The sequence below is a fragment of the Sphingobacteriaceae bacterium GW460-11-11-14-LB5 genome, from assembly GCA_002151545.1.
In the GTDB taxonomy this organism is placed as follows: Bacteria; Bacteroidota; Bacteroidia; order Sphingobacteriales; family Sphingobacteriaceae; genus Pedobacter.
In genome coordinates, this window is the sequence record CP021237.1 from 3,018,343 (window position 1) to 3,034,847 (window position 16,505).

Here is a 16,505-nt window from a genome sequence, read left to right on the forward strand (position 1 = left end):
TGCTATTCTAATTTTCGTAGCTACAACTCCTGCTGGCTTACCACATAACCATTTGGCCTTACCACAGTTATGACCGCTTTACCTTCATAATCTTTTTCGAGTTTCATTTTAATTTCCTGGCCGGGAGTTAAAGTGGGTAGATCCTATGCTTTCTGGCTGACCCAATTGTCTGTACGGCTTGAGACGTAGATTTTATAACCCTTCACGGTATGCTGTGGCAAGCCCATGCTCCCAAAAATGGTTACCGTAAAAGGTTCTTTTTTTTCTGGAGTCAACACATTAGCCACTTGCACCTCAACCGGAGAAGATAGCTCTCTCAACACCTTCATTGAAGGTTTAGGTTTGCCATACATATCGTAAACGCCATGTACTCTTCTTTTAAATTTAGTAGTATCACTTGTACCCGGATAGTGGGTGCGGTAATCGGTTAAATCGAAGTAAATCGCACCCTGTACAAAAGGCTTGTTTTCGAAAGTGGCCATATGGTAAACCATATCCTGTATCCGGCGTTCGTCGCCACCTTTAAAATTGGGTTCGCACAAGCCGAACTCTGAAATAATTAATGTTTTATCTGGATAACTTACATGGATACTATCCAGATAATTACCTATTTTAGCTACTGGCAATTGCCACCAACTGCCTCCATATTCGTTCATCATTAAATAATCGCCCTGGCTGGCACCATCGGGTACAAAGTTTTTGTGATTGCTGAAACTGCTGGTAAGCGTGTTGCTTACATAGGCTTTCATTCTGGTTTTATCCAGTTCCCCTGTGTGTATCATTAGATCATCAATCATTTGCTTAATATCAGCATCACGTCCACGCAACTCATTACCTACTGCCCATGAGAATATACTGGTGTGGTTATAAAAGTTGCTAATCATATGCCCGAGTTGCTGTATCGCAATGGTACTCACATCCTTGCTGGCCGGGGTCTCTGGTCCCCAAAGCGGAATTTCCTGCTGAACCAGGATGCCGTTTCTGTCGCAGAAATCGTAAAACAATTCATCCTGCTGAAAGTGCATACGCGTGAATATGGTATTTACGGCCTTTAACATGCGGCAGTGTTTTATGATGATAGAATCGGGTTCTGCAAAACCATAATGAGGATCTGAACCAGCTGTCCATTCTGTACCCATTAGTTTTACGGCTTCGCCATTTAAAAAGATCTGGCCATTTTTCATCTGCAGATTTTTAAAGCCTACGCTAGTAGCAATTTCATCAATCACTCTATTGCCCAGCATTACCTTTACCTGTACCTTGTAAAGGTTCGGAAAATCAAAATGCCAGGGATTCACTTTTGCCAGATTGAGTTCGGTTATGCCCTCATTACCTTGCCAGATTGGTGTTAAAGTTTTGGCAAATACGGTGTTGTGACTGCTTTGGTTATCCTCAGTTATTTTTATTGCGTATTGCAGGTTACGATTGGGTTTGTCGAAACCCAGTTTTATCTTAAGATGTCCGTTATTGTTAGTCAAATCCAGTTTTGGCTCGGCATGGATGTAACTGGCAGCAGGTTTTCCACTTACAATCAGGGCTACTTTTCTGATAATACCACCATCGTTTGCCCAATCGAAAGAATTGCTAAAAGGTACTTTCTTTTCATTGTACGCATTATTTACTGCAACTGTTATGATATTTTCTTTTCCATAACTGATTTTATCATTGAGATTGACTTTAATCTGATTAAACCCGTCGCCAATGCTTTCTAAAACTTCCTTTCCGTTAATATAAATCTTTGAGGTGTGGTTAATGGCCCCAAACTGTATAACCACGTTTTTATTTTTCCATTCTGTCGGTACTTTTAAAGTGTAACGATACCAGCCCCAGCCATAGTGATTTTGGGTCGCCTCTTCTACATTCCAGGTGTGCGGAAGGTTTACTGATTTTAAATGGGCTAGATCTTTTATATTCCAGCTCTGTGCAATACCTTCGCCTTTTAAATCGATGGCGAATTTCCAATTAGCATTGATGGGAATGGTATCGCGTTGCGCGAAAAGTTTAAGGCTAAAACAAATAGCTGTAAATAATAAAATAAATTTAATTTTCATTTGTGTTGTCTGGTTTACATTTTTGAATAGAGCAAAATGATATAAAAATTCACTATCGGCTGCACATAATTGTTACAATAAAATTGTTTCTTTGATGCTAGCGTTCCTTCAATTCCGATCTCTGAACCTTATCTCTCATTTCAGTAATATGAAATTATAACATTACCACCTCTGGCTATATGAATTTCCATTTGGCCCGCCTCTAAATCTCCAAGTGCTGGATTTCATTCTTTGAATTGACAGCGATGTTAGTCGGGCTCTTATGCGACAAACCTCTAGTTGTCAATTTCCACCAGCCCGACGATCTGTACAACATTTTATTGTAAGAAATATAAAATCCCATTTTAACTCGTCTGGCAAGTAAAAGTTAACTGCCGTTTCAACTTTAGTCATTTTCTTAACATACTAGGGGTAGATTTTTCATAAAGATCTGTATACTGTACAATCACGATATTTTAATAACAGTAGCATCGCCAGTACTCTCATTATAAAAACAATATTACTCTCCGCGTGCATAAATAAAATCTGACGGCAGCACTGGAAAAAGGCTACCAAATGGTATTTGCTAAAGAAAATATGGAGATTAGACCTTCGTTAATAACCAGTATGATATTTGGTTGAACAATAACTTTTAATCCCGCTACATTCTACAGTTTTGTTTTTCTGGTACAAACTGAATGCTAAGAATGGCGTGTACTGCCTGGTTGTTCCATCAGTCGTTTTAGTTCCTCAAAATGCGTTTGGTACACACCCCGTGGTGTTATTTTATATCTAATGCAAACTGCTGCTGCTTTACCTACAATTTCACCCATCATGCCGCAGGTACGCATTACGCGGACAGGACCTAGGCCATCATTGCTTACGCTGATATCCCTTCCGGCCATGAATAGATTGTTGATATTCCGGCTATAGAGAATCCTATAAGGCGCCCAATACACCCCATCATACACGTAGCCCTCACCAGAAGAGGCATGCGAGATAAATTCTTGTCCTTTTAAATCTTTATCAAAATTTTCATCTGCCTTATGGATATCGATATGCCATGAACACGGAAAAACGGCATCGGCAAACGCTTTGCGTTTTAAGAAGTCATCACCGGTAAGTACCACGTCACCCATTAACCTACGCGATTCTCGTTTACCCGCTATAAATGCACACCAGCCCAAACGGTGATTGGGATATAATTTATCAACATTTTTAAGCGCATCCCATGCACCGTACATAGCCCTCAAGTTTAAGTCTCTTATTTTTTCGATATCGGTAATGGGATTTTTATCAAAACCACTCTCCCAAAACCAACCGCCAAGGTTACCCAATGGATCTTCACTACCCCACTGGCCTTTATAATTTTTACGTCCGGGAAAAGGTTTATCGCTTAAATCTATGGCCCATGGGCACCGTGGAAATGGCTGTTCGCGGTTACCGGTTTCCCAGGACAAGGTAAGTGCAGTTTTGTCTTTGCATTCGCAGTCTAACACCTGCTTTTCATCCGAAGCATCCATAACATTCCATAGGTTAGAAGACCCCATCATATTTGAGCTGGCGATCTCGTAGTCGGCGCCGGCTAAAAAACCAATGGTTGCATCGCCTGTACAATCGGCAAAAAAAGTAGCTTTAATCTTCTTTTGTAAGGCTGTCTTTGTACTTTGAATAACTATTGCTGATAACTTGCTTTTAGTATGTTCTACACTAATTGCCCTATAATTGGTAAATAGGGTAATCCGGGATTCATCGGCAACGATTTTCAGCTTACGCTCATCTCCAAAATACTGTCCTTTTATAGCATTCCGTGATCCATATACGGGTTCTGGCATACCAGGAAGCATAATTTCTTCCACAATATCGCCAATATAAACAAATGGCTTTTGCCGGGTTTTTCCTTCAGGCCATACCCTAACTTCAGAACTACCATTTCCACCTAAAACCGGTCTATCCTGGATTAATGCAACCTTTAAACCATTTCGGGCAGCTGATAAAGCCGCACATGTACCAGCTAAACCCCCACCCACAACAGCTAAATCAAAGCTTCCTCCATCTGCAGGCTGATCAGGCAGGCCAAGTAGTTTTCTTCTGAATTTTGTAAGCGCCTGAACATCATTTGTGGGCCTAAAATTTTCATCTCTGCAAAAAAGCAGCGAATCACAGCGCCCTTCAAAACCGGTTAAATCGTGTAATGCAACATGGGTCTCGGTACCCACGGTAACCATACCCCCATCGTGCCAATGCCAATCTTCTTCTTTGGTTCCAAAAATTTCTTTTACTGGTTTACCATCAATAATTACCTGAAACTTTCCTGGTGCACCCGGTACCTTCCATGGCGCTACCCAATCGCGGGTGCGTACCCATATTCGGTATTGCCCTGCCGAAGGAAATTTTACGGTAGTTTTTGCGTCTTTAACCGGAATACCTAAACCATGTGCCAGTAAATAGGGCGAGCCCATTTGGTCCATAGATTGTTGATCTAAGTCCCAACCACCTAAATCTGCAAATTGCTCTGCTTCTAAAAAAAGAAATTCACTGTTAATGGCTTGTTTTTCTATACTGGCAAATAAGTTTGCGCCGGCCAGCAAAAGTAAACTGGTACTTCCTGCCTTACCGATAAACTGTCGACGATTCATTTTCTACGCTTAAAAGTTGGATTCTCCTGGTTTAAATACTTTAAATTATCATTTTTTTAATGATATAGCAATGTTGACCGTAAATAAATTTTATGGTTAAAAATATTGGGCGGGTAGACCAAACACCCCCCAATATTTTACTATTAAAAAATTATCTCCATATAAACCATTTCTGATTATAACCACCGTCCGCACTAGACTGTACAACCTGTGCACCATCTGCCGAAGATGCATTTAAAATCTGTATCGGTTTATTACTATGCACTGCGGTGATGGTGTAAAGGCCTGAAGCATCTGGCTCTAATTTAAATTGTTGATTAGCGGCCTGGTTCGACCAAGGCCATTGTATCAATGGAGCATTATTTGCTATTGAAGCTCCGTTAACATTCATAGCTTTATTAGTATAATTATTAATGATGCCATAATTTATACCGCTAACATAATTAAATCGCCAGAGGTAACTACCCTGGCTATCCCCCATGCCTTGTACTACTGCAGCACCATCCGCATTACTTGCAGCGGCGATTTGTATAGGCTTACCACTACTGATATTGCTGAGCCGATACGTACCCGGATAAAAACAGGAAGGATTTGTCTCACAATAGTTGATAAATTTGATGATGCTCGTGGCATCATCCTTAGTATCAGACAAAACATGCCAGATCATAATACCACCAATACCTTGTTGCAGGGCAAAGGGTATTTTCTGCCTGATCACGGGATGGCCATCATAAAAAACCTTGCGTGTAGCCGTAAGTGATACCGTATTTACGCAGTGACCACTAGGCTTTGCCTGTATTACGTTACTATAACCAATTTGAGTAGTAGGCGCGTTATTATCATAAACCCATGCATAAGTCGGTACACCCATGTTTATTTTTGATGGGGAAATTTTTAATTTACAAGTATTAAAATCTGTTACAAAATCGGAAAAAGAAGAGTGTGGCTTTGCACCGGGTTGATTTGTTCCATGATCATAACTCATTACATTCAGAAAATCAAGCTTGCTGTAAGCAGCAGTTGAAAGGACACTTGCCTGATATGCGGCAAGCGCAACGGACAGTAATTTAGAATGTAAATGAAGAGAATCAGACAATTGAACCACAAAAGGACTGAAATTACTGGTTAAACCAGCTCCCTCAAAATCAAGGTCTACCCCATCGAAATTATTGATGGTAGTAAATTTACGGATTTTAGAAATAAAGTCCGCCCTGTTATTATTGATCAAATTATTTGCATTGCCATTAGCTTCGACTGTACCAGTGCCAAAATAAATACGGAGGCCCGCGTTATGTGCTTTTGTAATTGCCTGGGTGACATTTGTGGTAATGGTAAAATTACCGGAGGCATCTGGATTAAGAAATGCAATAATAATATCAGTGTATTGAGATGTAACAAAGCTATCGATATAAGTATCGAAATCCGAACCTCCAACACTATGCAGGGTAAGGTAGCCCACTTTTCGAAGGCTACCCCCTGCGGAGAGCGTCTGGCTGTTTGCCATACGTTTATTTGTTGAGAATCCTGTCGTGTCTTCATTAGGCACAGTAGCCTTTTTACACGAGGTGAACAAGATCAAGAATGCCACTATACAGCAGTAGCTTCTATTCAGGCAGAATACATTTGTTTTCATAATTTTTGGTTAGGTTTTTGGTTAAAAATATTTGTACGTGTATTTAAAATCTGTACGGATTTTATTGCACTGAGACAATGACAAAAAATATCTGGCAATCAAACATCTAATTACAATTCCACTTTTTATTCATTTCCCAATTATTCTACGGATAGCTCTTTATAAGGATTTGAATACTGCATCGTCTCAATATTATTATGACGGCTAGCATCGCTGATACTCTCATGATAAAACCAAATATTTTTCCCACGTTGAATAAATCAGCGATTCCTGATTTGTGATAACCAGCTGACCCTATTATTGTGGTTGTTTTGATTAGTCGAAGTACTTCCGCTGCCATTCTGCGATATCCAGAGCTGTACGGATTTTCAGATTAGCCGGCTCAAAAGAAAAGGGCCTACGAAATAAAATTCATAAGCCCTTTTCCAATGGGTAGTTTTTCAGCCTCAGTGTACCTTAGGGCTATTGCTTATATTGTTATTTTTCAATAATCCATTGTTGATTAAGCCCGCCACCGGAGCTCCATACATCAATATTTATTCCATCGGCAGTAGATAAACCATATGTTTCAAGCACATTGCCGCTGTTAACATTGGTGACGGTGTAATAACCCAAATAATTAGCGACAAGTTTAAATTTTTGGTTATTTCCTCCGCCCCATGACCATTGATCGATATTTACACCATTTGCAGTAGAAAGCCCAAAGGTTTCTAATACCAAGCCGCTGTTTGCATTGGTAAATTTAAACTGGCCAGCTCCCAAATGAGTGGGTATCCACTTTTGTGAATTAGAAACACTGTTATAGCTTTCTTGCTGGACATTGGCTCCATTGTTTAAAGCAGCCCCTGCTACATCCATATATTTACCACTGTTTAGATTTTTAAAACGATAAGCTACTGTCGGATCAAAACCTAGGTTGTTGGGATTATTTAAACAGTAATTAATAAATTTGATTAGTGATTTATCATCTTTCGAATCGGCCAAAACATGCCATATCATTATGCCACCCACCCCTTGTTGCTGGCAGTAAGGAACTTTCTGACGAATCATGGGAAAACCATCGTAGAACCATTTTTTAGTTGGATTAGGTGAAAAGTAATTAACGGCATGAGCCGTTGGATTTTGTTGGACAATACCTCTATACCCTATCTGATTATTGAATGTTCCGTTTATGTATTCATAAGCATAAGCAGGTATACCCATATTTATTTTTGAAGCATTGTTGTTCATCTTCGTCTTAAACGTTGTAAAATCGAGCGTAAAATTTTCATAAGAAGAATGAGGGCCTGGCGTATTAGTACCCGAACCATGATCGTAACTCATCACATTTAGATAATCAACACTGTTATAGGCTGCAGCGCTAATAGCATTAGCCTGCCAGCGGGCAATTGCTACAGACAATTTTAGCGAGTGAGCATGCAAGTCATCTGCCAATTGGGTTACAAAAGAATTAAAATTGGGGATAATGCCATTACCTTCGAAATCCAAATCCACTCCTTGCAGATTGTTTGCTATAGCAAAGTTTCTAATATTAGTGATAAAATTAGCGCGATTGTTATTTACCTGGTTACTCACATCACTATTTGGCGTATTGCTAGAAATGCCAATAAATACACGTGATACACCAGCATTATGGGCTTTGGTGATAGCTGCTGTAAGGCTGGGTGTAATGGTAAAATTACCGCTGGCATCGGGGTTAATAAACGCGAATATGAGATCCGAGTATTGCTCAACATTAGTATTATCAATCCATGTACTCCAATCCTCCGTACCAGTATTCCAAATAGTAAAATAACCTACTGTTCTTGTGCTACCACCGGGTAAAAGCCCTTGAGGGCTTGTCATACTTTTTTTAGCTGAAAATGTTGTGGTCTCTCCGTCTTGCACAACTGCTTTTTTACAGGATGCAAGTAATATGGCTAGGACTAGAATAGCCAAATAAGCTTTGATTGACTGAAATGCTTGTGTTTTCATAATATTTTAGTCAGGGTTAAAAAAATTTATCAGTGTGTTAATAAAAAATGTGCGAAGCGACAAGAACACCTATCTTATTTATTAAATTAATGTATCTTATGTAGATCAATGTTTTCTAATGATGAATTTTTGGTTATCACCATTAGCATCAGGCCACTGCACTATTTTTGCACCCACTGCTGTTGAGGCTCCATTAACTGAGGCTAATCGGTTACTGGCAACATTTACAACTTTATAGTAACCCAAAATATCGGGTACTAATTTATATCTTTGGTTACCTCCGGTATGCCAGGTATTCTGTATAAATTGTAAACCCTGACCGCTAGCAGTTTCATCCACCTCATCTAACACCTTCCCGCTGTTTTTATTGGTAATTTTGAACTCATTATTAGTGGCTGCAAGCAACCATTTTTGGTTATTTGCATTTGCAAAGGTGTTTTGTTGCACACCAGCCCCGTTGTTTAAAGAGGCACCTGTCACCTCTATGGCTAAGTTGCTGTTCTTTGCGGTAAAAGAATAGTCAGTTACAGGATTGAAGCCCGCCATTGCCGGATTTCCTGCACAATAATTCATTAATTTTAATAAAGATGATTCATCATCTTTTGGATCGTGCATCATTTGCCAGATCATCATCCCCCCAACATGTTCTTGCAGGCAGTAAGCTACTTTTTGTCTGAGTACAGGATGGCCATCATACCACCATGATTTGGTAGGGGTAGCATATTGATAATTAAGCGCGTAAGCTTTAGGAAACTGCTGTAGAATATTTTTAATTGAAACCTGTGTTACAACATTATTTCCTTCATATTCATAAGCATAACCGGGCACACCCAGATTGATCTTAGCCGAAGGCACTTTAGTTTTAAAAATACCATAGTCGTATTGGAATTGTGCCAAAGAAGAGTGCGATGCGGCATAACCTGGCCGGTAATCATAAATCATGGCGTTTAGATAATCCAGTTTGGCATAAGCAGCAGTTGTTACCTGATTAGCCTGATAACGGGCAATAGCAATAGATACCAGCTTGCCACTATTGTGGATTGCGTCGGCCAGCTGGATCACAAACGCATTATAATTGGCGGGATTGTTGCTGATTCGTGCTCCTTCAAGATCCACATCAATACCATCAAAATTATAATTATTTAAAACAGCAATCATATTCGTTATTACCTGTGTACGGTTTGCAGGCGCAACCAGGTTATCCCAATAGGCTGGACCGCCACCGCCACCGATAGAATAGTGTACTCTCACTCCTTGCAAGTGTGCCTTTGGAACTGCATCAATAATATCTTGGCTTACAGTAAAATTTCCATTTACATCAGGATTAATGAATGAGATACAAAGATCGGTTAGCTGATCAAGGTTAATGTTATCCAATTCCTGTGCATAAGAAGTTCCCCAGGTTTGCAAATAACCATACATCCTGAGGTTGGTTTGTAATCCCGCCGGATGACCAACAAAACTTTTATAAGCATTTGATTTAAAGGTAGATGTAGGATCAGCAGATTGATCAAGATCTGGCGTTTTTTTACAAGAAAGAGCGGTAATTGCCAGTAAAATAAATACAAGCAATTTGAAGTTTTTTTTGTTTTTCATACTTTTTGGTTTTAAAGGTTAGTTAATTAGTTCAGTCAATTGGTAAACTGGCTGTAATTCCTTTGGCTGAATAAGTATTAAATGAAGTGCCGCATTTGATGCTGAATAATTTGGGTAGATTGCTATTTCAAAGCATTATTGTAAGATTTTTTGAGACATAAAGCTTAAAACAGGCGGCGCTACTAAGTCCGCCTATTTCAAACCAAGCGCATAATTTAGGTTATTAGCCTACTAATAGATTTTAAAATTGTCTTAAACTTCATGTCTTGAAATGGTTATCCTACACGAATACAGCCTTATTATTTATTAAATTAAAAATTAGGCCCGCCTTTATCCCACCATACACGTGTACTTCCGTTATCAGGTCCCCCAAGCAGCGCTAAACCAGTTTTAACTCCCTCAGGGTTGCCTAACAACTCTGATTGTGCATAAGGCAATCTTCTAATTTGGGTCTCGGTATCGATAGTACCATTGCTGAAATTACGGGCAACAGGAAAAAGCTTTGGATAACCTGTACGGCGATAATCAGCCCAGGCCTCATACCCATCAGGAAAAATAGCCAGCCATTTTTGAACAATAATTCTTTCCAGTTTTTGCTCCTGGCTTGCCGCATCATCCCATTTTATGGTAATTGATGATCGTGCCGAAGTGTTGTTAACCGGATTAATAGGATCAACATAATCTTCTTGCTTAGCTGTAGCGTCACTTAAGTATCCACCGATAGATACCCCCCATTGATCCATAGAAGTTTGTATTCCCTTTTCGTAGTTGGCTTTGGCATCTCCAGCACCAGTCCAGCCTCTTAATGCAGCTTCAGCTTTTAGGAACCACATTTCGGCTGCATTCATTTCCATGTGCGGTGCAAACTGCGTATAAGTATCAGTATAATTAAAGGCCGTAAATGTTCTGTAATCACCCTTGGTTACATCGGCTCCTAAACGTATACCTGAATATTTGCCTGCAATACCAGCCTGTGTAGCAGGTAACGCCATTTTTGTTGCTCTTGGATCGTTATAACCATTTAAATAAGTTCCAAATGAGGCATTAAGCATATTATCGCGGTTATAGGCAAAAGTAACTAACCAATAATCATTCTGTTTTCCACTGGTTAAAACGGCATTATCGGTATTGGCAGCCAAAACACCTTCTGGTGCGCTTAAGGCAAGTTCGCCTTGTGTTTTTGCAGTAGCTGGATCTATTTTAGCCAAACGCATGGCCAAGCGTAACCGTAAAGAATTACCAAACTTTATCCATTTTGCCAGATCTCCTCTGTAGATAAAATCGTTATTACCAATTCTGTTTTTAACGGGTGGATTACTTGCCAAATAAGTCCGCATGTTGTTCACAGCAGTATCAATCTGTTTAAAAAATGTAGCATATATTGTTTTTTGATCATCGTATGGAATAACCCGAAAAGAAGTACCTGTTTTGGTATAAGGAATAGGGCCAAATTTATCAGTTACCCTATGCATAGCCTGTACCTGTATTAATAGTGCGACTCCCCAAACATCGGGTAGCGTAGTACGTGCGCCTGCTTCGGCTATTTTTTTTATGGGCGCCATTACCATATTATATTGATGTGTAAAAGGACCGTCGTTCCAACGGCTCACCAACGAATAGTTTAAATTATTGAAGCCTCCTTCGAAATTAGTTGGCGACATCATGTAACCGGCATAAGCGTCTGCACTTAAATTCTGACTAATCTGAAAGCCTGTAAGTAAACCCATTTCAATAGGCCCTATTGCACTAGGCACCAGGCGTAATGATTGTTCGTCACTTAAAGCTAGTGGAGGGGTATTAAAATCTTCGAATTTTTTGGTACAGCTAAACAAGGTGCTAAGCACCACAATAGTAGTTAAGATGTATCTTGTTGAATTATTTTTCATCTTGGTATCCTTAAAAAGTTACATTTAAATTAAAACCGATGTCGCGCGTAGCCGGCATATTAAAAGCATCAACACCCGATAGGCCATTACCTGTAGACATGGTTAACTCTGGGTCATATGGTGCCTTTTTATAGAAATAGAGCAGATTTCTACCGGTTAGCGATAACCTAACATTTTTAAAAGCACTGTTTTTAATAGGGAGGTTGTAACCTAAGGCGGCCTCGCGCATGCGTACTACTGTAGCACTATACATATAAGCGCCTGCCATTGCACCTCTGGCACCAATAGTAGAATAGTAGGTTTTTGGGTCTAAAGTAGTAATGGATTGTCCGGCAGTATTTACTGCATTTACGGTAACACCTCCATTATCCCTTGCCATTCCACTTTCTTTTGATACGCCCATCAAATCCATATAAGCCTGAGTAATGGACATTACTTTGCCCCCAAATTTGCCATCAACTAACAGGCTTAAGCTAAAATTTTTGTAGTTAAATGTATTGCTCCAGCCCGCCTGAAATTTAGGATTAGGATTACCCACATACACCGTTTCCGTTGATTTTAATGGGCGATAAGGTTCGGTAGTGCCGTTTCCAGACAATTTCATCCTTCCTTGGTCATCGTAAACAAAAGTTTGCGCATAAATATCACCATATGAACCTCCTTTTCTTACTATAGAGCTATAACCATAAGTATCGCCAGTTAAAGCAAACTTGGTATTATCTTCCGGATCCCTTACCTCTAAAATTTTGTTTTTGTTAGATGCCCCGTTAATGGAAGTAGTCCAGCTAAAATCATTTCCCGCCAATGCGTTATAGCCTATTATAAACTGATAACCAGCATTTTGGATCTTACCTGCATTATAATATGCTACGCCTACCAGTGATGGTGCTGGTGGTGCATAAGCAAAGTATTGATTAATAGTATTGGTTTTATAATAAGTAAAACTTAAACTTAACTTATCTTTAAAAAACCTGAATTCTGCACCTGTTTCGAAGGTTTTAGTGCGCTCAGGCTTTAAAGTAAATTCTGCACTGTTGGTATTAAAGACTAATGCTCCCTGAGCATTTTGACTATTTAAAAACCGCGTAAGATATGATGGCAATGTATTCCCTACTTCGGTATATGAGCCTCTTATTTTTGCAAAAGATATAAATTCGGGCATCTTGGTCATTTGTGATGGCACAAGTGATAAGCCGACAGAAGGATAATTGTAATATTTATTTGCTGTAAATGCGAGTGTAGAAGACCAATCCTGCCTAAAGGTTGCGGTTAAAAACGCCCAATCTTTGTAAGCTAAATCTAAGTTGGCAAAGGCAGCCTGTAGCTGTGTATGGCTGCGTGAGGCACTACCCGGATTAAGTACAGGAAGTGTGCTCGTGGCACCCGGCGCAATAGTTTGGGCTGCTTGTGCTACGATATTGCTGGCTACGAAATAATCGGGAGTTAATAAATTTCCACCCATAGACATTCCTGTAGCTGAATTATCGGTAATACTGGTACCGATTAAACCTCCGATTTTAAAATCCTGTAAGTTTAACGGTATTTTAAAATTTGCAATCGCATCTGCATACTTTTGGATCTGGGTACTGCTACCAATTGCATAACTTCCATTACCTAGTCCATTCAGGTTAAAATCGGTACCTTGAAACCTTTTGGTTTCCGAATCATCAGTGGTGCGGTCTAAATTCCCCCTAACCTGTAGATTTAACCAATCGGCAAAAGTGTACTTTACGCTACCTGTAATTAAATAACGGTTACGTTTAGTTACGTTGGGCTCGTTATTGAGAATCCACCACGGGTTTTCCTGGTGAAAATCTCCGTTTTTTGTTAACCAAAACTGACGGTTGTAACCCTGTAGTTGCGTATTATGGTAATTTTCTTTGTATGGAGTAATATCTACATTTCGTGGAAAGAGATAAAGAGATAATAAAGGACTTGGATAAACTCCAATTGGAGGTTTGTTATTAACAATCTGGTTGATGTAATTTAAACCTGCATCAACCGATAATTTCCCTTTCAAAAAATTCGCCGTTTCCCTCAGGTTTAAATTATGACGGCTTAGTTTGTTTGTCGGTGTAATACCACTGGCACTAGTATTGGCATACGAAATATATGTTTGTGCTAAATCATTACCGGCAGAAAAATTAAGTGCATTGTTGAAGTTATTTCCATTTTGGAAATATTGATCCAAATGATCGTGACTGGTAGTTGCAGCTGGTCCCCAACTTGTAATGTCGCCTGTGGTTTGTGTAGTTACCGCTCCATAATTATCTTGGAATTTTGGCCTGTAAGCGGTTTGACTTGATTGATAAGACGAGTTAAAGTTAATTTCGGCTTTACCGATTTTTCCTTTTTTAGTGGTAATTAAAATCACGCCATTTTGTGCCTGGCTACCATAAAGTGCTGAAGCAGATGCCCCTTCTAAAATAGAGATACTGGCTATATCTTCTGGATTAAGGTTAGAAATGCCATCACCGCCATCACTTACACCACTGCCATAAATATCAGTTGGCTGACTGCCCCGGGCATTTAACATCGGCACACCATCTATTACGTATAAAGGCTGGTTATTGCCATTTACAGAGCGATTGCCACGCAAGGTCACTTTAGCAGAACCACCCACACCAGAGGTGCTTGAAGAAATGGTCACCCCTGCAGCTTTACCACTTAAGGAATTGATAAAATTATTTTGTTTAACCGTAGTTAAATCTTCTGACTTTAAGGTCTGAACATTATAAGATAGTGATTTTGAAGCGCGCTCTACCCCTAAGGCAGTAACCACAACATCATCTAACTTCTGCTCAGCAGGAATTAGAGTAATTGCAGCCGACCCAATGCCTCCAGCAGTTAATTCTTTAGTCTGATAACCGATATAGCTTATGACTAAAACCGCAGCATCATCTTTTACATTAATGACAAATTCGCCGGTTCCGGTAGTAGAAGTTACATTCTTTGTGCCCTTTTCAGCTACGGTCACCCCAGGTATGGGCTGCCCCTTTTCATCTACTATTTTTCCTTTTATTGGAATTTCGATTATTTTGACTAGCTGATTTGCAGTTATAATTTCTTTCACTTTTAAAAAAACAGCATGGTCTTCAACCTTGTAGGCTATAGGTTGATTAGAAAAACAGAGTGCCAGAACTTCTTCTATGCTTGCATTTTTAACATTAATGGTTACGGGATTTGCATTTTTTAAAATTTTATTATTATATAAAAAATCGTAGCCACTTTGAGCTCTGATGGCATACATAATCTGGCGTAAGGAAGCCTGGTTTTTATTGAGTGTAATTTTTTGTGCAAATGTTGATGCGCTTACCTGCATAATTACCGTCGTGAGCAAAAAAGCAATTAATTTCATAACCCGCAAGATTTTTTGTTGGGTAGGGCGGTTGCATCCATCCCTAGATTGTAAGTATAAATTCATAAATTTGAATTGTTGGGTTTAGTTGAAAATGGTTCAAGTCATTTTTTATTCCGGATTTCCGGAAAGGGTAATCCCAGCGTAAGGTTGAAGGTGTTAGCGCACTTTCAACCATTTTTTGGCACTACCGTGTCAAGTATTAATTCGTCACGATAACCCTCCTTCCTTCTATCTTAAAGTGCACATCGCCATTATATTCAAGCATTTTTAAAATCGCAGAAATATTTCTGGATCTCGAAATTCTGCCAGAGAAAGTAAGATCACTGGATGGTTTTACCTGGTACACCACTTCAACATTATACCATCTGGCAATCTTGCTCATAATGGTTTCAAGATTTTCATTGAACTGAAAGTCGCCATTCTTCCAGGCTATGGCTTCTTCTACATCTACATAATCTGATAGGCTGATTCCATTAGAACTAGCCACAGCCTGTTGCCCGGGCTTTAATAATTGAGATTGCCTGTTATTAAAAATCTTAACAGAACCCTCCAGCAGTGTGGTTTTGATTATTTCTTCATCAGCATAGGCCATAATGTTAAAATGAGTTCCTAAAACCTCAACCACCTGCCCTCTGCTTTCTACCTTAAAAGGCATTTTTTTATTGTGTGCAACTTCAAAATAAGCCTCACCTGATATTTTTACCTTTCTCTGGTTTCCGTTAAATTTAGTTGGATAGGTAATACTCGACTGCGCATTTAGCCAAACTTTGGTTTGATCGGGCAAGATGACCTGCCATTGCCCACCTATGGGTACAGATAAGGTATTAAACGAGGAAGGGCTACCGTTGCTTGTTGTCTTCGAAAAATCGTAAACCAACTGTCCATCTGCTGTTTTGGTAATTTTAATTCCACCCTCAGCAGCTACTAGCCCATTATTTGCTTTGGTTAAACTAATTTTTTTGCCATTTGCCAAGGTTAGGGTAGCTTGATTACGACCAGGGCCAATATCTTTTGTGTAAGTACTTTTAACTTGAGTATTGCTTTGTTTGATCCAATAAAAGCCTATACCCATCGCTACAGCAAGAATCGCGGCTGTGCCGACTTTTAGCCATACAGATAATAATTTCCGTCGTTTTGGCTCATTGGCATTTTGTTGCGAAAGTTGATTGTTTAATTTTTCAAATTGTGCTTCAGCTTCTATGTTACCAATGTGATCGCGGAGAAGCAACACTGTTTTTTTTAACTCAACGATTTCATTTTTGTCGTTTGGATGATCGGAAACCCATTTCTCCCAATATTCTGTATCTGCCAAATTAGTATTCAGGCAATAGTTGATAAAGCGTTGATCTTGGATCAGATTCTGGAGATCTTGTTGCTGCATTTTCT

At 39.4% G+C, this 16,505-nt stretch carries 7 protein-coding genes and 1 pseudogene; all 8 read right to left on the reverse strand.

Annotated features, from left to right (window positions below; translation table 11 throughout):
* Nucleotides 1–20 precede the first annotated feature (20 nt).
* The 8 genes and pseudogenes from CA265_12165 to CA265_12200 all read right to left on the reverse strand — a co-directional run bounded on the left by CA265_12165 (nucleotide 21) and on the right by CA265_12200 (nucleotide 16,500).
* Nucleotides 21–2,051 (reverse strand): annotated as a pseudogene (locus tag CA265_12165) (beta-galactosidase).
* Between the two features lie 680 nt (nucleotides 2,052–2,731).
* Nucleotides 2,732–4,669, reverse strand: a complete 1,938-nt coding sequence (locus CA265_12170; GenBank protein ID ARS40370.1) for a hypothetical protein — start codon at nucleotides 4,667–4,669, stop codon at nucleotides 2,732–2,734.
* 151 nt (nucleotides 4,670–4,820) lie between these two features.
* The gene (locus CA265_12175) at nucleotides 4,821–6,302 is read right to left on the reverse strand and encodes a hypothetical protein (protein ID ARS40371.1); all 1,482 of its coding nucleotides are present in this window, start codon (nucleotides 6,300–6,302) and stop codon (nucleotides 4,821–4,823) included.
* A gap of 477 nt (nucleotides 6,303–6,779) precedes the next feature.
* On the reverse strand, nucleotides 6,780–8,276 hold the full coding sequence (locus CA265_12180; protein ARS40372.1) for a hypothetical protein: 1,497 nt from the start codon (nucleotides 8,274–8,276) through the stop codon (nucleotides 6,780–6,782).
* 105 nt (nucleotides 8,277–8,381) lie between these two features.
* Complete coding sequence (locus CA265_12185) at nucleotides 8,382–9,872, reverse strand: hypothetical protein (protein ARS40373.1); 1,491 nt, start codon at nucleotides 9,870–9,872, stop codon at nucleotides 8,382–8,384.
* 311 nt (nucleotides 9,873–10,183) lie between these two features.
* Complete coding sequence (locus CA265_12190; GenBank protein ARS40374.1) at nucleotides 10,184–11,758, reverse strand: hypothetical protein; 1,575 nt, start codon at nucleotides 11,756–11,758, stop codon at nucleotides 10,184–10,186.
* A gap of 10 nt (nucleotides 11,759–11,768) precedes the next feature.
* Nucleotides 11,769–15,182: a hypothetical protein gene (locus CA265_12195; GenBank protein ID ARS40375.1), complete on the reverse strand. Its 3,414-nt coding sequence runs from the start codon at nucleotides 15,180–15,182 to the stop codon at nucleotides 11,769–11,771.
* 136 nt (nucleotides 15,183–15,318) lie between these two features.
* Complete coding sequence (locus tag CA265_12200) at nucleotides 15,319–16,500, reverse strand: hypothetical protein (GenBank protein ARS40376.1); 1,182 nt, start codon at nucleotides 16,498–16,500, stop codon at nucleotides 15,319–15,321.
* Between the last annotated feature and the right edge of the window lie 5 nt (nucleotides 16,501–16,505).

Excerpts from the sequence above, each read along its gene's own strand:
- CA265_12170 (ARS40370.1), bottom strand. The coding sequence starts at position 4,669 with ATGAATCGTCGACAGTTTATCGGTAAGGCAGGAAGTACCAGTTTACTT.
- CA265_12175 (ARS40371.1), bottom strand. The coding sequence starts at position 6,302 with ATGAAAACAAATGTATTCTGCCTGAATAGAAGCTACTGCTGTATAGTG.
- CA265_12180 (ARS40372.1), bottom strand. The coding sequence starts at position 8,276 with ATGAAAACACAAGCATTTCAGTCAATCAAAGCTTATTTGGCTATTCTA.
- CA265_12185 (ARS40373.1), bottom strand. The coding sequence starts at position 9,872 with ATGAAAAACAAAAAAAACTTCAAATTGCTTGTATTTATTTTACTGGCA.
- CA265_12190 (ARS40374.1), bottom strand. The coding sequence starts at position 11,758 with ATGAAAAATAATTCAACAAGATACATCTTAACTACTATTGTGGTGCTT.
- CA265_12195 (ARS40375.1), bottom strand. The coding sequence starts at position 15,182 with ATGAATTTATACTTACAATCTAGGGATGGATGCAACCGCCCTACCCAA.
- CA265_12200 (ARS40376.1), bottom strand. The coding sequence starts at position 16,500 with ATGCAGCAACAAGATCTCCAGAATCTGATCCAAGATCAACGCTTTATC.